Source organism: Roseibacillus persicicus, from assembly GCF_014651675.1.
GTDB lineage: Bacteria > Verrucomicrobiota > Verrucomicrobiia > Verrucomicrobiales > Akkermansiaceae > Roseibacillus > Roseibacillus persicicus.
The window spans coordinates 78474-98774 of sequence record NZ_BMXI01000005.1; the positions used below are offsets into that span (position 1 = coordinate 78474).

At 56.3% G+C, this 20301-nt stretch carries 10 protein-coding genes; all 10 read left to right on the top strand.

Annotated features, from left to right (window positions below; translation table 11 throughout):
- The first annotated feature begins 246 nt into the window (after positions 1–246).
- The 10 genes from IE099_RS07210 to IE099_RS07255 all read left to right on the top strand — a co-directional run bounded on the left by IE099_RS07210 (position 247) and on the right by IE099_RS07255 (position 20294).
- Positions 247–906: a pilus assembly FimT family protein gene (locus IE099_RS07210; protein ID WP_189568953.1), complete on the top strand. Its 660-nt coding sequence runs from the start codon at positions 247–249 to the stop codon at positions 904–906.
- Positions 903–1487 carry a type IV pilus modification PilV family protein gene (locus tag IE099_RS07215; RefSeq protein WP_189568956.1) on the top strand — a complete coding sequence of 195 codons (585 nt, stop codon included), beginning with the start codon at positions 903–905 and terminating at the stop codon, positions 1485–1487. Before IE099_RS07210 ends, IE099_RS07215 begins: the two co-directional genes overlap by 4 nt.
- Positions 1484–2260 (top strand): PulJ/GspJ family protein, encoded by a 777-nt coding sequence (locus IE099_RS07220; RefSeq protein WP_189568959.1) that lies wholly within the window; start codon positions 1484–1486, stop codon positions 2258–2260. Before IE099_RS07215 ends, IE099_RS07220 begins: the two co-directional genes overlap by 4 nt.
- A complete protein-coding gene (locus tag IE099_RS07225) occupies positions 2250–5561 on the top strand; it encodes a hypothetical protein (protein WP_189568962.1) in 3312 nt (1103 codons plus the stop codon). The genes IE099_RS07220 and IE099_RS07225 overlap by 11 nt, the downstream gene beginning before the upstream one ends.
- A complete protein-coding gene (locus tag IE099_RS07230) occupies positions 5545–6222 on the top strand; it encodes a hypothetical protein (protein ID WP_189568965.1) in 678 nt (225 codons plus the stop codon). Before IE099_RS07225 ends, IE099_RS07230 begins: the two co-directional genes overlap by 17 nt.
- A 4-nt stretch (positions 6223–6226) precedes the next feature.
- A complete protein-coding gene (locus IE099_RS07235; RefSeq protein WP_189568968.1) occupies positions 6227–7705 on the top strand; it encodes a bifunctional metallophosphatase/5'-nucleotidase in 1479 nt (492 codons plus the stop codon).
- Between the two features lie 17 nt (positions 7706–7722).
- Positions 7723–8040 carry a hypothetical protein gene (locus tag IE099_RS07240; RefSeq protein WP_189568971.1) on the top strand — a complete coding sequence of 106 codons (318 nt, stop codon included), beginning with the start codon at positions 7723–7725 and terminating at the stop codon, positions 8038–8040.
- Positions 8041–8174: 134 nt separating this feature from the next.
- The gene (locus IE099_RS07245; RefSeq protein ID WP_189568974.1) at positions 8175–9077 is read left to right on the top strand and encodes a hypothetical protein; all 903 of its coding nucleotides are present in this window, start codon (positions 8175–8177) and stop codon (positions 9075–9077) included.
- A gap of 12 nt (positions 9078–9089) precedes the next feature.
- Positions 9090–10382, top strand: coding sequence for a LamG domain-containing protein (locus IE099_RS07250; protein ID WP_189568977.1), 1293 nt, complete (start codon positions 9090–9092; stop codon positions 10380–10382).
- A 6-nt stretch (positions 10383–10388) separates the two neighbouring features.
- Positions 10389–20294, top strand: coding sequence for a LamG domain-containing protein (locus IE099_RS07255; RefSeq protein ID WP_189568980.1), 9906 nt, complete (start codon positions 10389–10391; stop codon positions 20292–20294).
- The last annotated feature ends 7 nt before the right edge of the window (positions 20295–20301 follow it).

Sequence of the window (20301 nt, forward strand, 5' to 3'; positions counted from 1 at the left end):
TAAGTTTGTTACCAGTTTTTCTGCCGGTTGGGCGCGTTCGCCCGGGCAATCGGGGACGAAAGAGTTTTGTCTGGGATTGAGGACGAAGTGAAAGGTGTCCCGTAAGAAAATCTGTAAACTTGGCACGCGCTATGATTCAACGATTTCGTGACAGGGGAACGCTTGCACAGATTGTTGGTAAAGTTGAATAATTTTGTGTAGACAATGTGTTGGCATGACCTTTGAGGTGTGCGAACTTTTGAGCAAGTGAAGAAAAGAGCAAAAACAGGATTTACCCTGATTGAGGTGCTTGTCGTGATGGGAATCATGGCAGTGTTCCTTGTCATGGGCGCTTTTCTCTTTCAAGGCGCGGGCAAGAGCGAAAGCCGCGATGCGGTGAGGTCGCTTCTTCTTGCTGGATTGAACAATGCCCAGACCCGTGCTCTCTCTTCAGGTGAGCCGGTGGCTATGGTGATGACTCCTTACGACCAGGGCCTGGAAGACAGGTTGGGTCGCGCTTTTACCCTCTTCGAGGTGCGGCAGGACGATGTCACGGGAGACTTCATTGCGGGCAAGCAATTGCGGCGCTGGGCGGATCTGCCAGGCCGCTTTATTTTTTCAAAGGGAGGCACGGTCTCTGATTCTGGTCAAAATGCCTTCGACCAAGAGGCGGTGGTGACCATCAGCGTGCGCGACGACAATTCGCCCCAAAAGCGTTCGGTTGAAATGCCTGCCATTATTTTCGGATCGACCGGGAGTGTGATTTGGCCCTCGGGAGAAGCTGAGCTGGAACTGCATGTGGGAGAAGGAACGGTGCAGAATGGAGTGGCTGTGGGGACTGGTGCGGACAACAACGATTGGCGCAAGAGGGAAGTGATTATTATTGGACGACAGACGGGGCGGGCCCGTTACCTACAAACCCAGTGAAGACCTCTTTTCCAACATTTCGCGCAGCAGGATATACCTTGACCGAGGTGATTATCGCGATGGCGGTGATGGCGATCTCTGTTCCCTTGATTCTGGGGCTGGTGGTCGCGGGGAGCGAGAGTAGCCGACAGTCCGAGCGCGAGACGCGAGGAGTGATTACGGCCCGCTCGGTCTTTGAAGAAATCCGGCGGGCCCTCGATGGCAATAGTGAACTGATTGAAACCAGTGACCTGCCCTGGGGAACCGACAGCGCGAGTAATTCGGCTGGATTTTTCGGCGGCGGAGGGAGTAGTTCCGAGGAGGGTGATGATGATTGGCTGATTCTCGAGCTCGATCTCGACGGAGCCATCATCGGTGTGGCTTCGGATATGGAGTATGAGGAGCGCTGGGAGGGAGAAAACTCCGACGTGATTTCGCTCGCTGCGGTGCGGGGATATGGGCAGGAAGTTGAGGATGCCGAGCTGGTGGCGGGAGTGCCGCTCAATGTCTTTCGGGTGGAAGTCAGAATCGAGAGTCCGGCTCGCGCATTGGCCGAGAATCGATCTCGTTTAACCTTTATCAAGAGTGATTCCCTCAAATGAAGATTCAGCAAACAAGCCCAAGGAGTCAAAAAGGATTCAGCCTCATTGAGGTCCTGGTGGCGGCTGGCATCGGGACCGGAATCATTCTGATGATGATGATGGCGATGAGGGTCGGTACCGAAGGGTTCAGCGACTCGACCCAGCGGATTGACGCGCTGGTGGAAGCTCGGGCGGCGCTGGGTGTGCTCTCTGATGATGTCGCTACTATGGTGGGAGCGGGTGATGAGAATTTCGGGTGGAAGGCGACCGACGAGCGCTTTCACGAAATCTGGTTCCTGACTCTCAAGCCTCTGGAAGCGCAGGACTCATCAAAAGCGGTGGGCGATGTCTGTTACGTCCATTATTTCACGGCGGTGACGCAGGATGCTCCGGTCGTGGACTCTGCCTATTCGCGGAAGCTTTACCGCCGCTTTGTGAGCAGTGGGGATCTCTTGGAGCGATTGAACAATGGGACCCTGCCCACTCCGGTTGCCGATCCCGATCGGGCGGAAGCGGTCGCCTTCAACGTGACTCGTTTCGTGGCCCAGCCGTTGGCCCGGACCAATGCGGCTGGTCCTCTGGCCAACTGGGCGGAAGGGAATGGCTTGCCCGTGGCCCTCGATATTGATTTTCAAGTTGTAGATAGTGACACCGCCGGTCTCATGCGGTTGGAAGAGGATTGGAACCTGACCACCAAAATTGCCCAGACCATGGTTTTGGAAGATGGTGACGAATACGATTCCAGGGCCGGCCGAGAGTTTCAACTTAATCTGAAAGTAGGCCATGCGAACTAAATCATCCCCACGTTCCCAGTCCTCTGGTTTTGCTCTGCCGGCAGTCATTTTGATTTCTGCCGGGCTCATGATCCTCCTTGTCGCATTGATGGCGATTGTCGAATTGGAGCGCACCTCCTCAAAGGCGCGGGTCGGTTCCTATCAGGCCGAACTGGCGGCAGAATCTGCTCTGGAAGAAGCAAAGATGATTTTGGCCGGAGTCACTTCATCCGATACCTACGCGGTCAGTGTGATACCCTTTGCAGAAGAGTACGATGACAATGGCGATGGCCAGATCTCCAGCGAGGAAGATGACGTTTTGGATACCGATGCCGGAGAGCGCGGACGAGCCTATTTGTATGGTATCCAAGGCGATACGAGCGGCGGTGATCCTGTCTTTAACTTCACGCCTTTGTTCGCTACTCAAGAGGGAGTGGGGGCGCAGAGCGTCACTGTCGATGGGCAGCTGACTTTGCCGGAAGATCCCGGTCTCTTGAAAAGCAGCGACAATAATCTGGAAGCAACGGTTGCGATCAACGGAACTCCCTACCTTTCTCCTCCGGTGACTGCTTGGCGCATCATTCGAGATCAAGAGGGAGTGCCCATTGCGCGCTACTCCTATTGGGTGGAGGATATGCAGGGTCATATCGATGCCGAATATATTCCCGGCAATGATCGCAGCGGAGGTCATGCGCGGGCTAACGAAGTCTGGCAGAATGACGAAATCTGGAACGAGGAACTTCAACCAGCCCTGAGCCAATATGAGACCGACGGTGGTCAGATTCCGCTCTGGCCCGCCCCCGGAATCAACCCCGGTTACCTCGAGGAGGCGGAAGGTTTTTTGAATCCCGAGAATCGTCTCCTCAGTGAGATCGCAGTTTACACTCTCGACCAGAACAAGACCGGGGTGAGCGATGAGAGTGTCTTGGATGATACGATGCGGACCTTGACTCCCAAAGCTCCCACTCCCGCCAGTCTTTTGGCTTTGAAGGGAGCGCAGGCGCCGATTGAGCGGGTTCCCGTCGGGGCTGATCGGGGCCGGATCGAACTAAGTGGCGACGATGACTCCATCGAGGACCGATGGGTGGAAGAGTACTTTACCACTGATAATCGGGCTTGGGAGGAGCAAGCTCTCGTGCCCTATGCCCCGGGACTCGATTCTTCGGTAATGGGGGCTCCAAGATTGAATCTCAACAAGTTGCTTGAAACCGCAGGCTCAGACGAGTCGCCAGGTTTTGGTCTGGTTCCTGGAATCCCCAGCCGTGCCGAAGAGGCTGTTTCGGAGATTGCCGACTTCATCGACACCGCTTTGCCAGACTTTGCGGAGCAAAGGCGCGGGGGCTTCGGGGAGTGGCTCTCCGGATCGTCGAAGGATAGCGCGTATCTCGAGACGATTGCAGCTTCCATTCTGGACTACGCCGATACCGACAGCACTCCCATTGCGGACGGGGACCGCTACCGGGGAATTGACTCCCATCCCTATGTTTCGGAGTATCTGATCACGCATACCATCAAGGGGTTTGATCGCAGTGATGGGCAGCGGAATTTCTTAATCATTGAGGTGGAAGCCTATGCGGAACTCTGGAATATGAGCAATCACGCCGCCGAAGGAACCTTTGAGCTTGGGTATGACAATCCCTTTGTATTCGAAGCTTTGGGAAATCCCGAGGTCGATTTCATTAGCCCATTGGATACGACTGCTCCTGCCGGAAGCGCGAGTTGGGCTTCTCACAATCTCGAGAAGGTCGAAGGAGTTTGGTATTCCTCGCCTCAGAGCATTAAGATTCCGTCCAACGGCTACACCATGGTCTCAACTGGACCGATCACTTACCGGCTGTTCGTGGGGTCGGCGGATCAGTTTCTTCCTTTGCCCATCCAGTTGGACTTTCCTTTTGAAGACGTCGCGAATTATCGTTTGCGATGGAATGGCCAAGACTGTGATCGAAGTGCCGCCGGTATCGAGCTGACCAGTGCGCTCTTGACCAAGACCAACACGCCGGTCACCAAAGCAGTCATTCCCGGAACTTGGGGAGAATATACCAAAGAGTTCTTCACGGGAATGTATGATCCCCGACAGTCATGGTGGGCTGGCTTGGCCAATGAGGACGGCTTGGTTTCGGAAAACAGCTATCCGCAAAATTACAGTCCCGGTCGCCGGAATGTGCGGTGGGGTTCCATTGGTAAATTCGATCCCGATGCTCTTCACGGAAGGATGCTGGTTTCGGAATGGCCGGACGGCGGGCATGATTCGTCTTTCGACCTCAGCACTTTCCACAAAAGAGGTTCGGGATCGTCGGAGCGTGCCCTTCTTCCTCTCTCCAACGACTTGTATCCCAATCAAGAGGATGTCGCGACCGAGCCGAGCAAAGCACCGGTCTTTCTCTCGAATCTGGGGCGCTACTTCAGTGAGACTGAACTGGGCAACATCTATGATCCTCAGATGTGGCAGCACCGGGGCAATCCTCCATCCCGGACGAATGAGATTTGGTATAAGGAAAGCGCGAATCGTAGCACCAACGCCAATGTTCCCGAGGTGCAAGAGGATCCCAAAAAGTCTTCCGTCGTCGGAGGCGGGAACACCCTTCGCATCGGACGTCCCGAGCACGAGGCCTTCGAAGCCGTGGGATTGCGAGCCTCGCACCTGCTGGACCTGTTTCATTGCGGGCAACCGTTTTCCGCAACCCCAGCCAAGAGGGTTGGGACTCTGCGTAAGGTGGAAGGTCACATCAACGTGAACACGGCTTCTCGCGAGGTCTTGCGAACGCTCGCCGCCGGGGTGCTTGCCACGGACCCGGAGATTGCGCTCGAGTCCTCATCATTCGATACCAGCAAATTTTCTCCCCGAACTTCGCGGCGCTTTGGACAGATTTCAGCAACTGACGCCTTTGCTTCGTCGACTGGATTCGCGGATGAGGCGGGCGTAATTGCGGATATGATCATCGAGGGCCGTCCCTATGTCTCTCTCTCCCAACTGGCCGCTCTACGCTATCCTGAGGACTACGAAGTGAGAGACCTTCGGGATAAGTTCGTCTTCGGGAACAAGTATAATCATGATCCGGGATACCGCTTGCAAGTCAGTGACCGGGCCTCGGAAGAAGTCTTCGCGAGAGTCTATAACTCCTCGACCACCCGGAGCCGGAACTTTCGGATTCATGTGATCGGTCAGGCTCTGGAGCAGACTCCTTCGGGAAGTTTGCGAGTGAAGGCAACACGCAAGAAAAGCTATCGGGTCTTTGCTGACCCAGGCATCCGCAACAGCACTACTGGAGCAATTGTTCCCGCCAACCTGAAAATCGAAACCCTATATGAAACGAATCTCTAGTCTGCTCTTCTTTCTCTGTCTGACCTTGTTGCACGGGCAAGATCCTCAAGCGAGCTCTGGCTTCGTGCGCTTTATGAATCTCGTTGATGCGGGAGAAGGGAACACCAAGCTCGAGATCAACGGTAAAGATATTTGGGAGCCGGGCTATCGCCTTGGCCAGAAGACCGGAGCGCTCCCCTACAGCGGCGGAACCCAGAAGTTTGTGGTGACCAAGGAAGGCTGCCTGACTGCGGAACGTGAGGTGAAAGTGGTGAAGGGGAAATCACAAACCATCGTTGCCTTTGCCGAAGAAGTCTTTGATGAAGAAGGGGAGTCCTTGGGATGGCAGATCAAGTTGGCCAGTCTTCAACAGCACACCCCGGAGCAGGGACTGGTGGTGACCTTTGTCTCATTTTGCAAAGATGATGTTCTCGATCTAACAATCGAGGAGCGCCAGACCGATAAGACCTTCAAGCAATCCGTGCGCAAGCGGAGAAGCGAAAGGCTCAAGCTCGTCGATAGTGGGCGGGTGCGGGCAACGGTATCCTGTGGAGGTGAAGTGATCGGGAGCATCAAGGTCGAGGATCAGGGCAACTACATCGCCATGATTTTCGACAGTGATGAAGGAAAGAGAAAGCTCATTACCTTCTACGACCCCCAGTTCATGATTTCCGGTAGCTAAGGTTATGCAGCACTGGAATCGGCGTCAATTTATCGCAGGCACGGCTGCTTCGGTGGCTCTGGCTGCGCGGGGGAGAGCCCAAGAGTCGAAAGGCTCGGAGCTGGCCATCTTTCACACTACGGATTTGCACGGGCACATCCTTCCCACCGAGTCTTACGACGGGGAGAAGGACCTCGGTGGTCTTGCCCGCTGTGCGAGCCAAATCAGGGCTTGGCGCAAGGAGTCTCCTGAGAACCTCTTGTTAGATATTGGCGATGTCTATCAGGGCACCATGGTCAGTTGGCAGACCCGTGGGAAGCTGATGATCGATCTCTTCAACAAGATGGGCTACGACGCCTGGGTCTTGGGAAATCACGAATTTGATTGGGGTCCCGAGGTGGTGGAGGAAGCTCTCAACCGCTCGAACATGCCCGTCCTCGCTGCCAATGTGAAGCTGGATGGCAAGTTGGTGGGAGCCGAGCGAAGTGAAGGTCTTTTTCAGAAGCTGCGGCCTTGGATGATCAAGGAAGTCGCTGGCGAGAAGGTGGGAGTGGTGGGCCTCATCACTCCGGGTCTCCCCGCGTGGCTGCGTTCGGAGCTCTTGGGGCCGCTTGAGGCAGTCGATCCCGCTCCGATTCTGAAGCGCTGTGTGGCGGAGTTGAAGGGTGAGGGAGCTACTAAAATTATCGTAGCAGGTCACATGGGCTATCGCGAACGCGGTGACGATTATGCGAACCCGTTGGCGCACACTCTCAAGGATTCGGGTGGGGTGAATGCCTTCCTGGCGGCCCACTCCCATCGTCGCAACGAGCGCTGGTTGGTGGAAGGGGTTCCCTGTACGCAGGCGAGTTACCATGGCCTCGACTGTGGGCGCGTGCGGTTCATGGGGGATCTGGCTCGCACCGAGCTCGCGCGGATGGATGGCCGGGTGGGCTTTGACGAGGTCGTGATGAACGCCTCCAAACCATTTTTGAAAGCAGCGGAAAAGGAAGCCGAGCGCGTGATTGGGAAGATCCCGGTCACTCTCAAGGGGACTGCCGCCATTCGCAACTTCCTCTGCGAATCCTTCCTCGCTGCGGCTTCGCGGGCTGGGCAAGAGGTTGATGCGGTCTTCCACGGCACCTTTGGCAGCACTGAGATTCCCGAAGGCAAGTTCACGGTCGCCGATGCCTGGAGCCACTTGCCCTACGAAAACAAGTTGGTGGTGGGCGAATTGACAGGCGAGGAGTTGGTTGCCGTTCTTCAAGAAGACCAAGACGACCGATACTCCAATCGCGCCCTTTTCGGGATGGAAATCATCAAAGACGCCAAGCGCAAACCCATTGGGGTGAAGGGGACTCCCGAGCGCGAGCGCTATCGGGTTCTGTTCAATAGTTACGACGCGCAATCCGGTGGGCGGCGATTGAATGTCTTGCGCGATGCGTTGGCCAAACCAGCCTCCCGGTCCCGTCTCTTGCCCTTGGATGCCCGTGAGGCTCTCATCGATTACGTGGCAGATCTCTAGAACTCACTTTTCGAACCATGGCCGAAGTCGATTGCTACCTTTGTCCCGAATGCGGAGCAGAAGTGCCCGTCGGTTCCAAGGGATGCCAGGCTTGCGGTCCCCGAAAGGTGGCGAAGCGCATGGGGCGCAAGAAGCGGAAGCAGGCGCAGAAGAAGCGATCTTGGGAGCAGGATTCGGCCTATGATGGGCTCGATCTTCCTGACGAAGACTTCGATTACGAAGACTATGTGGCCCGTGAGTTCGGCGGAAAACCCCATCGGCGAGTGGGAATCGCGTGGTATTGGTGGTTGACCGCTCTGCTACTCCTCATGCTCTTGGCGCTCACTCTTTTTTAGGTGGGTTGAGTTGTTCGTTTATACGGGTGTTTTTCTAACAGCCGAGGCTTGTTGGCAGCTCATTTCTTCGCAACTGACTGAAAAGCGGCTTGTTGTTAAAATTTGTTAGTGTTGTTTGATATTTAACAACACGCATGACTCTTCGAAATTGGGGAAATTTTCTCGGGGTTTTTCTTGGCTTGGCTTCATGGAGTGAGGCTGCGGAGCAAACCTTGGAACTCACACCGGGATGGAATTCCATCTACCTGGAACTGAAACCCGAGCACTCGGATCCCGAGGTGCTTTTCGCCGGGAAACCGGTGGAGATGGTTTCCTTGTGGCTGCCGGACAAGGCGAAAGTAGACTCCTTGGTTGATCCCGAAGCTCTTCCCGAGCGCTCGCCGCAATGGCGAACTTGGCAGCCTGCAAGCAGTCCTTCGGCCTTTCTCAATAACCTGCGTGCCATTCCGGCCCGAACTCCTTTGTTGATTAAGGTAACTTCGGCTTGTCAGGTGACGGTTTCGGGCGAACCGGCCTTTGCCCGCACCAAGTGGACTGGAACTTCATTCAATCTCGTCGGATTCGACATCGATTCGACAGCCCCTCCGACCTTTGCCCGTTTCTTTGATGACTCTCGGGCGCATGAAGACCTCAAGGTCTTTCGCTTGATCGCCAATCGCTGGCAGAAAGTGGCGCCCACCGACTTGATGAAGCGTGGAGTCGCTTATTGGGTGTGGTCCAAGGAAGGGAGTGACTTCCAAGGACCCGTGGACATCACTTGGGTGGGGGAAAGTCTTTCGCTGAGCTCTCAAAAGCAATCGGCCACAGTGCGACTGCGGAGAAATGGCTCTCTGCCAGTGACTTTGACTGTCGAGATGGGCAGTGGGCTGGCGGCAACTTTCGTTGGGAGCGGAAGCCAGAGTTCCTCGCTTGATTTGGCGGATTCTTACCAGCCCTTGACCTTGCAATTGGGGGAAGAGGGGCAGTCTGCCGGGAATTATTCCTTCGTTTTACAAGGGGGAGGAATGCAGTTTCGCCTCCCGGTCTCCATCTACTAGGTTTATCGTAATATGAGAACTTTTCGTCGCTCCGTTTCTAGAGTCGTGGTCTTTTTTGTCTCTTCAGCGGCGCCGCTTTGCGCGCAGTTGGATATTCGGGACGGTCTGGTGTTTCAGTATGCTTTGGATGAAACCGAGGGCACGATCGCCAATGATGCTATCGGCAGTTATCCCCTGAGATATTGGGGTGGAACGCCTCAGTGGCAGCAGCCGGGAGTTTTCTTTCACGCGGCCAATCAGCATTTCTTCAAATTCTCTGACGGAGTTCCCTCCCTGCGCGAGACCTTTACAATGTCGGCATGGGTTCGTTCTGACAATACCACCGGATGGCGTGGGGTCCTCGATATGTATTCGGTCGCTATGCTGGTGATCGATGGCAAGCTGGTGCTGGAGAACCGGGGAGATCCTTTTTTTAACGAAGCGGGTTCGACTGGCTTTGGCAATACCGATTCGACCGGGACCTTGGAGTGGGGGACGTGGCACCATGTGGCGATCTCGAACAATGGTTCGCGCACCCGGTTCTTCATCGATGGGGAAATGGATAGAGAGGTGGTTCATCAGGTGATCCCGAATCAAACGGTAGATATTCAGGTCGGGCGACGCGACGCCGGAGCGATTGACTATTTCCATGGAGCGATTCGGGATGTGAGAGTCTATAACCGCGAACTCACCCCTTCGGAGGTCGGGATTCTCCACGAACCACCGAACCCCGATGAGACGATGGCGGGGCTTTGGGTCGGTGAGATGGAGCTGAATGAGGTGAAGAATGTCACCACCGGCGAGTGGGGTGAGGCGGGCTCGCCTTTCTATTCCAAGGCCATTGTTTATTCCGATGCGGTCGAGAATATGTTGTTGCTGCAGGAAGCAACCTTGATGAGGACTCGTGGTGGCGACCCCCGGGAGGCGATCATCACCCAAGCCAATCTGGTGGCGAACTACGACGGCATCGTCCCGCGTGGTGACAAATTGGTGGGGGTGCGCATCAGTTCCGCGACCTTCCCGCTTCCCTCTGACAAAGTGGCCTTCGCGGGAACGGGGAGTGGGGATGAGATCGCGGTCTCGGTGACTCTGCCCGCAGCGCATCCCAAGAATCCGTTCCGCCATAAGTATCACCCCGACCTTGGAATCGGTCGGGAGATTACCCGCACACTAACCATTGATTGGGAGGATGAGGATTTGCCCACTGACGGACAACGTCGGGCGGTTGTTAGCGAAAGAATCACAGGCCTTCACAAGGATACTTTGGAAGTGCGCGGGACGGCTGTTTTCGCACGGGTATCGTCTTCACAACTTCTCAACCCTTAAGTTTTCATGAATCGTTTTGTTCGGTTTTCTGCCGCCGCATTGTTCGGTGCCTTCACTGTTGTCGCCAATTCCGCCGAGGTCTTGCTCAAAGAGATTCCGGAGGGAAGTTATTTCTCGGACGCCATCAATGCGGACTCGAATAAAGATCCAAATACTTGGAATCCCGGGTTTCGAACAGCCTCTGCTGGGGGCTTTGTTTATCTAACCGGATGGACCAAAGGAACAGGGTCGGCTGACGATGGCTTTTTGTCCAAAGTCGATCCTGCGGGTTCGATCGTCTGGACCAAGACGATGAGAAGTGTTCTCGGTCAATCGTCGGTCTGGAAGGTCAACGACATTGAGGCGCTCAACGATCGTCTCTACGTCTGTGGAACCACCCAGACTCCATCGGGCGCCAATGGGAAGGCCTTTATCGCCAAGCTGACTCTTGATGGCACCCTCTTGGATTACAGCCTGGCGGAAAGTCCCAACGGGGTGGCTCGCGGAAACGCGCTCGCCATCGGATCGGAGAACAATGCCGCAACCGTCACCTTGGTGGGGGATGCCCATGGAGACAAACTCACGGTCAAGCAGCAGCAAGCGGGGGCCAGTCCGGCGACGGTTTTCAGTGGAAACGGGACGAGAAGTTTGATGATTAGAGGATCGACCACCAACCCCGATCAGAAGGATGCCTTTGTGGTGAGATTCGACGAAAATCTGCAAGCGACTTGGGCCACGACTTTCGGAAACGATGATTTTAGTAGAAATTTCTTTGGGACTACTGCTACTGCAGTGGCAGCGGACAATACTGGGGCAATTTTCGTAGCGTTGGTCACCGATACGGCGAATACTTCGGTAGAAGAAGATACCCGTGCCATCTTCACCAGCAACGGGACGCGCACCGCGGCCTATCTCGACCCCAACGGAGTGGAGCAGTATCGGGGTTTCGAGTCAGTCAGGAGCGGCACGGTTTTCGCGAACGATTTCGACTCATACGGCGGTTCGTTGAGTATCATCTATCGCATCGATCCCGTGCGAGGAAGCGCAACGAGCGAGATTACCCACCACTTCCACCCCATCAAACTGGAAGGGGGAGACGACGGCTCTCATGCGCGCGTTGCAGAGATGGCTTACTCCGATGGTTCGCTCTTTGTGGCTGGTGAATTCAAGAAATGGTTGCGCCCCAACTCCTCAACAGACGGAGCGGAGCCCAATGACGCGGCTCGGATTGATAGTGTGGATGGGAGTATGGACATTTGGGTGGGCAAGCTTTCCGCTAACAACCTCGCGTATTCAAGTTTCCGAGTTTACAATTCCTCAGCCGATGATCTGGTGGCCGGGATTACGATGGGAAGTGATCAGTCCCTTTATCTTTCTGGGGTGGCCGGGGGAGCGTTGAGCACTCGTGGCTTTGTCGATGGAGCAGGAACGCTTGTTTCAGCCTCGGTCGGGAACAACTCTTCCAAGGCTCACCTCTTTTGGCAAAAGTTATCGACCACCGACCTTTCGCCCTCTGCAAGTTGGCACGTGGCTCCGGTTGAGGATACGAATGCGAGTATCTCGCCTCCCACAGTCCAGCGGGTGGCCTCTCTCGGGGTGACCGGTAATACCGTCGTGATTGCTGGTTCGTGGAAGGATGGAGATCTCACCCTCGGACCCGATTCCGCCACTCGCAAAACACTTGAGGGAAGCAATAGTGAACACAAGGGCTTCGTGGGTTTCATGTCGAGTGCGGGAGACTTCCTGGAAGAAGTGCAAATCGCCATCAACTCGGAGTTCGGGAATCCGACTCCGCACGGTGGTCCTTCCGGTTCCAACGCGTCGGTCGCAACCGTTGCGGCAGGTCGCGCCATCGCGGCAACCGTTCCCCATGTTGTCTATGAGGATGTCAATGGCAACATTCTCGATTCCGCCAACTCGGATGCCATTCGCCGCTATGCGGTGACGCGCCGGGTGAATACCGGCTACCAGTTCCGCAACTCGACACAGAACGGAACCGCAAATTCGGTGACCTTCGTCGCAAGTGGAGATACCGAGTTGACCTTCCTTTGGCGAACCGAGCATGCGGTTCAGATTTCTTCCGAACTCTCGGGTGTCGATGGCTTGAGTTCGGTCTCGGCTGGGAGTCCGAGTCCAGTGGTGAACAAGCACTGGTTCGTGGAAGGCGAATCGATGGTGGCATCCATCAATGGTTGGGAGAGCGATCCTGATCAAACGGGCGTTCGCTGGCGATCGCTTGGCTTTGCCGCTGAGGGAGTAGTGGCGGAGGCTGCGGGGGTAGTGAGTGGAAGCTGGTATCAGTGGACCGACCTGCAAAATCGGCAGCAAACCGCTGAGATTGTAGTCAATGGTCCCGGGAAGCTGTCCTGGCTTTGGAGAAAAGAGTATCGCATGCGGCAGGCGGTCAATTCCTCGGTGGCGGAAGAGAGTCCAACGACCACGTGGACCGATCACAATGTTCTGCCCGCCGACTTCGAGGCCGCGGCCTCGGTGTTCTCTCGCAACACGTTTTCGGATAACTCCTATCAATACGCCTACTTTCCGATTCGAGTCACCCGCAATGAGATCCATATCACTTTCAACGAAGGGGCCCCGCCTGAGAAGTTGAGGATTCGGGTCGCGGACGAGTTTCACGGCTGGGGTGACGAGTATCTCATCGATGTTCCCGCGGGAACACAAGCTGGCGGAACCGTCACGCTGCCTTTCACGAGTTTAGCAGGCAAGTGGTTCGAGGTAATTGGCGAGGACAGCGAGGGCAACCCCAAGTCTAACAAGTCTTCGCAATGGGAGCTGCGCAAGCAGGGTTCGACGCGTAATCGCGTCTTGACCGGAGTGGGGGAGATTTGGGTAGCCGCGAACAAGCCCGTGACCGTTTCTGCTCCCACAGAGGTCGACAGCGGATTGAGCACCTTGAGTCTGAAGGGATACTACTTGGGGCAAGGCGATATCACCCCGAGCGAAGCGCTGAATGTCTCTAGCAAAACCTTTAGAATCACGGAGCCCTCCGGCATCACTTGGGATTATGCGCGGGCGATTTATCCGGAGACCGTTTCCGTCGGATCTACTCTCACCTTTGCCGGAGTAACCGGAGCAGACGGAGGACGTATCGATACCAGCACTCCTCCCGTGGCGGGAAATGTTTCCACGGGGCCGGACGGCAGCACCTTCGAGACGATGCAGATTTGGGATGAGGTGCAGAACAAGCTCTTCGTGCTGCAGCCTGGCAAGTTCACGGTCGAGTTCGTAAATAGTGCCGCGCCGGATGATGCGGCGAAGAACATCATCGTCGAGGTCACAGTCGATTGGCCGAGTGAGCCGGACTATACCCACATCATCGAGACGCCAGCAGTGGACTTGGATGAGAGCGCTGCCGATGGAACTTCCTTTGTCCGTCTGGCCCATACCGAAAGCCGCGCCACGGTGACTGGTTCGCAATTTTCTGCCGCTGAGTCCGGGCGCAGTATTCTCCTGTTTTCCCACCGGGCGAATGGAGAATCCAATGGCGACTTGGAGCGCGAATCTCTCTCGGTGAAAGTGGTGAACTCCATCCATTGGCAAGACTCCGCCGGGGAGATCCTGCTGCCCGCAACGGTGGGCGAAGCGGTTGCGTCTGGTGATCACGATGCCGAAGAAGTCGGGCACAATGGATATGTGGTGCAAGAGTTGGCCCCCGTGAATGGCAGTCTCTATGAAAGAGAAAGCCGGGAAGGCCCCATCTTCCCCGTGAACGCGGGAGTGAGCACAAGCCTCACCGCAGGATTGAGTTCAGGGCTAGTGACTCACTTTGCACTCAATGAAACCAGTGGAATGACCGCGAACGATGCCGCGACGGGGGCGAATGCGGTCTTCGCAAATGGAGTTCCAACCTGGTTGTCGCCAGGGATCGACTTTTCCAATACCTATCTCTCTGCACCGGGAGGCGTCGGCAATCTTTCGGGTGATCTGCTCACGATTGCGGCTCGAATCCGTCCTGATGCCTTCATCGAGTGGGGTGGGATTGTGAGCAAGGGCAATGAACGGAGCACCTATGCGCTGACCACCACCGCTGCGGGTAAGATTCGCCTGGCGGTGAACTACAATCAGCAGAGCGGGAACGGGTCCTCACCGCATGCTCATTGGGACTCCAACGCGACGCTGGAGTTGGGTCAGCACTATCACGTTGCGGTCACCTATGATGGCTCCGCAGTTCGTTTTTATGTCGATGGAAAGCTGGACCGCGAGGTGGTGCCGAGCCAACCGATTCATTTTGTAGCCTCGAACGAGGTCTTGACCTTGGGTGTCGAACTGCCGGGAGGCGACGAGTTCTTTCATGGGGTGATTTCCGATGCGCGGGTCTACGATCGGGCTTTGACGCCTGCCGAGTTGTTCTTGCTCTCTTCCGAGGAGGAATTGCCGGACCGTTCCTTTTCGATCGCGTGGTATCGGGTGCAGGATGAGATTCGCTGGCCTTACGTGGCGCGAAACTATCAGCCGGAGTGGCCCTCCGCCACGGATCGAATCGTTATCGCCAGCCGCTTGGGTAGTGAAGGCTTGTCTCAGTCGGGGCAGGAGCAGCCTCAGTTCGGAGAAGATTGGGTCAATCCGGTTGTTTACCAGCAAGCGGATCCTGCCCTCATGGGATACAATCCCAACGAGGAACACGCCCTCGTGGCTTCGTCCTTTTCAGACGCGACCCGTTCGGCGGTCTTTGCCTTGCGCAATGATCTGAACCAACCGTTCGGCAGTGAGCCCTACGTCCTGGTGCAGTATGAAGATGTGAGCACTCCTTCCAATCCCGTGGCCAAGATGAAGGTCTATTCGATTGAAGAGGAAGACGCGACCACCACGGATTCGCGCCTCCCTTCGTTCAATCAGACTTACACCTATTTCTATCAGAACGAGGCAGGCTTGCGGCTCAGCCCGCCCCACCCGCTGGACACCGTGATCGGAGCCTCGGCCATTCCGGAGGAGACGGAAGGGTTCAATGTCGATGGTCGCATTGCCTATTACGAGGATAAGAATAACATGCCGTGGTGTGTCTCGGGCGATACGGATGCGGCGGCCGATGTGGAGGTGGCGTGGCATTACCCTCTTAGGGCGGATTTCTGGCATCCGACCGCAGAAGCGGGCGAGGCGGTTTCGTTCGGAAACATCAATGTCTCGCGTCCTCGCAATGTCAGCTACAACACGATTTGGCCGACTGACGTTCCCGTTTTGAAAGCAGGGGAGACTTTGACTTTCTCAGGCGGAGAGTATGCCACCGATAACAGCACGGCAGACCCAAAGCCCAGCGGCTTGCCCCAAGCTGTGTCTTGGCAGAGTGCAAAGCAGGTGTTCGACGAGGCCAACGTGGATCTCACTCCCGCCGAGCTCGACAACAACTACCTCGCGCGCGTCTTTCCGGCTCTGACCAGCCACTCGGTTCCACTGGCGCTCACTGCTGTGCCTGACGCGCTGCAGCCTGCTGCGGGGAAGGTCATCGTCGACGGGTTGGTTTGGCACTTCAAGGATCTGCCTGCGAGTCTGCAAGATCGGATCTATTACGACACCACCACTCAGACTTTGGAAGTCAGGGGGCTTCTCAACGGACGGACTTTGGGTGATGGCGACTTGCTCAGCACGCCCGGCGCTCAGACAATCTTGCAGACTAACGTTCTCACCGAGAGCGACGAGTTGCTGGTAAAGGGTCTTTCCTCCAGCGTTGATTGGACGAATGCGGTGGCGGCCTTGGCGCAAACTTCACGCGACCCGAACGAAACGCTGGTGACCGATTCTCTGGGGATCGGACTGGATAGCGGCACTCTGGGAATCGAGCCGGCCAACAACTTCGGCCCCGGGGTGGTGGTCGTGACCAATCCCGGGCTGCAGCGTTCGGGATCGGAAGGCGGGTATATCACCATTGCGGAAAATGACTCAGCGGACCTTCCTGATAGTCCGGTCGCGATGCATGTGATTCGGGTGACGCCTGAGAAGTATCGGGGATCCATTGCGGTCTTGGAGCCTTCCAATGTCTTTGATGAAAAGGTGACTCTTCGCCACACTGCGGACTTCGGTGGCGATGTGGATGACCTCTATTTCGAGTGGATTCTGCGCGAGGAAGATGGAGTCGAGCTCAATCCCCCTGGAGTGACCAAGCCGACTGCGACGGTCTCGACGAATAGCGGAGACTGGACGGACTTTATGTCTGCGGTGGGTGCCTTCGAGGTTCAGCTGAGCGGCTCGGGTCCGGTTTTGATTCAAGACAATCTCGCCTTTACCCGTTACCGTCACAAGGACGACAACGGTGCGGTGGCATCCAATTGGAGTGCTTGGGCGGGAGCGGCGAATAGTCGTCCCCCCAACTTCGACTCGCCTTCCGTCGATACCGATGAGGCCTATGTCGCGCAGTTGGTTCCGGGGTGGATTAAGCGGGTAGCGGCTGCAGTGAACTTGTTCGATGCCCGTTTCACGGACTTTGGCAACAGTGATGCTCCCGCCACCTACACGAGTGCGATTCAGCAAGCGGGACAGCGGTTCGAGGGAGCCGTCGCCTTCAATCCCGACAAAGATGCCATCGAGAGCGTGGGTCTGATCGAACTTTATCAGACTGTTCTCGACCGAGCGGAAGACTTCACCATCGCGACCCAGCAGGGGAGTGTGGGGGTGAATACTGCTCTCCTGAATGCGGCCAATCGAATTGGGGGGCTTTACACTTTGTTAGGAAACGAGGCCTATTCGGATGCGCTCGATCCCTTGATTGGCTTTGCCACCGTGGGAGGGGAGTTCGGTTCTTTGGCCCCCACTATTCATGCTTTCGAAAACCAAACTGCTGGTCTCCTGGACGAGGAGCTTTCCCTCCTGCGGGGACGCGCGGAAGTGGGAGCGAGACCTTCCTACAATCGCCTGATTTGGAACTTCACCAATGGTTCAGGCGAGGCCGCCTATGTGATGAACTATGGCATCAACGACCTCACTGAAGACGGACTGCTGGACGATGAGGACGCCCGCCGACTCTATCCGCAAGGCCACGGCGATGCCTGGGGTCACTATACGATGGCGCTGAAAGGCTACTACGATCTGGCGAGCAACGTGAACTTTTCCTGGAGCGCACGCAGCGAGAAATACAATATCGATGGCATCGTTCTGGATATCGATTATCAGGACGAACGGGCCTTCGCTCGATCGGCAGCTGCCCGCGCGCGTTGTGGTGCGGAGTTGGTGGACCTCAGCTATCGCTCGGCCTACACCGAGAACCCCGACGGTCAGTGGCAGGGATATCAAGACGTGGATACGGATCGGGCTTGGGGAGTCTTTGAGACTGCGCAGCGTTCGGGTTCTGCCGCCTTTTGCGATTGGGTATTTGTCAATGCCATGCTGCCCGCCGAAGAGACCGATCCGAACAAGACCGGGATCGCAAAAGTGGATCGCACCACCGTGGCGGAGATTGCCGACATAGCTCAACAGGCCAATCAGATTCAGGCTCATCTGAATGCTGCGGATCAAGGATTGAACCCCGCCGGATTGAATCCTGATAGCATTCCCTTCGATATCGATCCCGTCTTGGCGGACCGGACCCATGAGGAGTCCGCCACCCACTTCGAGCAAGTCTATCAGCGGGCTACCCGAGCGGCGGGAAATACCAAGAAGACCTTCGACTACGCCAATGGCATCGCCTCCCAGCTTCGCCAAACGGAAGCCACCAGCGAGACTCTTCGTCAGAATGCCATCGACCAGGATCGGAGCTTGCGGAATCAAATGATCGAAGTCTTCGGCACCCCTTACGCAGGGATGATTGGCACGGGCAAAGCCTATCCCGAAGGCTATGTGGGTCCCGACATCTACCTGTGGATGTATGTCGACGTCCTTTCGGCAGGAGCCGATATTCTGCCGGACCTGAGCGAGACCACGGTAGCGACCACCATCCCAGCGGGGCTGAGAAATCTCGCCTCGGACACGAATCCCTTCCTTGCGGGTGGGGTCGGGGTCGACGACTTGTTGCGCGATACGGTGTCCGCCTATTTTCCCAATGATGTCAATCTGCCAGCGGTGACGCCGGGCGAGATTCAGCTGAACCTTCCTCGTCGCTCCTCAGGCTATGGCTTGGTGGCGCCGGATTCTTGGGGAGAGAGACAAAGCCCCGGTGAGATCCAGGCATCCATTCAGGAACTGGTGCAAGCCGAGTGGCGGGTGCGCAATGCGGTTGCTCTCTATCAGGCGCAGGGCGATGACTTCAAACAGCTGCTACGCAAGTTCGAGTTGAAGAGCGGAATCGCAGCCGACCGCATCGAGATCGTGTCGGAGGCTCATGACGATCGAGCCGTTCTAACAGGGGCCGCGACCGGAGCCTTTGCGGCAGCGGGTGCGGCGAGTCTGGTGGCGGACTTTACCGATGATACCTTTGATGCACTCAATGAAGCTCTGCCGAAGATTGTCGGTCTTTCCAACGATGCCACCGCACCGGCCAGGGGAATCATTGGAACTTTAAAAGCCAATCTTTCCAACATCGCCAAGGGTGTTTCTCTTGCGGCCCAGATTGCCCAGTATCGTCTGGAGATCGAAGCGGATCAGGTTTTGGAGGAAATGGATCGTCAGCTTCTAACCGAAGATCTGAAGTCCGAACTGATCGACATCTTGGATGAAATACAAGTGCTGGTAAATTCCGAGGCAGTGCTTCTCTGGGAGTTGGTTGATACAGTGGAATCGATGCGCAGCGCGAGCGACCGGGTGCGCATGAGCATCGAGAAAGGACAGGCACTGCTCACCGAGCGAACGGTCTTCAACCAACGGGTCGCTTCCACCACGACGCAACAGCGCTACGAAGACTACACCTTCCGCATCTTCCACAATGAGGCCTTGCGCAAGTATCGCTCCTCCTTCGACCTCGCGACCCGCTATGCCTATCTCGCGGGCAAAGCCTATCAGTATGAACTGAACTTGCCCGACAATCACTCGGCCAATGCTTCTCCGCTGCTGTCCGCGTTGATGCGCGAGCGCACCTTGGGGGAGTGGGATGGTGAGGAACCTGTCATTGGCGCGGGCGGGATCGCCGAGCAGTTGGCAGTGCTGGCGACCAACTACGAGACCTTGAAAGGGCAGTTGGGCTTCAACAATCCGGACAGCAATACCGCGGCGATCTCCTTGCGCCGCGAGTTGGCCCGGGTGGGGATGAGCACCCGCGTCAATCCCGATTGGCGAAACCAGTTGGAAAGCTGGCGGGTTCCTGACCTATGGAATTATGAGTATCAAAGCAACGGGGTGAACTATGGATATGTCTTCCGCCGTTACTGCCGTCCTTTTGCGCCGGAATCTGCTGGCGAGCAACCCGCTCTCGTCATTCCCTTTAGCTCCACTATCGAGGCTGGTAAAAACTGGTTTGGCCATCCGATTGCGGGTGGTGATCACTCCTTCAACTCCTCGAGCTTTTCGACCAAGATTCGTTCGGTTGGGATTCGCTTTGATAGCTACAACAACGTGGCACTCAGCCAGACACCGCAAGCGTATCTCATCCCGGTGGGATCCGATCAAATGTTCGTGCCCGATAGTCCGAGCTTGGAGCATCGGAGCTGGAACGTGGTGGACCAACGGATCCCCGCGCCGCTCGCCATTACTCTTTCCGATCTGAACAGCACCACTTGGCAGCCGGCCACGGAGAGCAGTAGCGGCTACTTCAATGACCTGCGCAAGTTCTCGAGCTTCCGCGCCTATCATGATGCCGGAGGATGGGCCGATGAGGAGATGCTCACGAATAGTCGTCTCATCGGGCGCAGTGTTTGGAACACCCAGTGGGTGCTGATCATTCCAAGCGCCAGTCTGTTAGCTGATTCCGCCAACCCCTCCGCGGGCATCGATACTTTGATTCATGGAGCCCCTCTGCCGGGCTTTGACCAAGAGTCCGCCGGGACTGACTTCCGCGATGGGGTCGGGGTGCGGGACATTCGACTTCTTCTTCAAACCTACAGCGTCAGTGGAAACTAGGACCCGA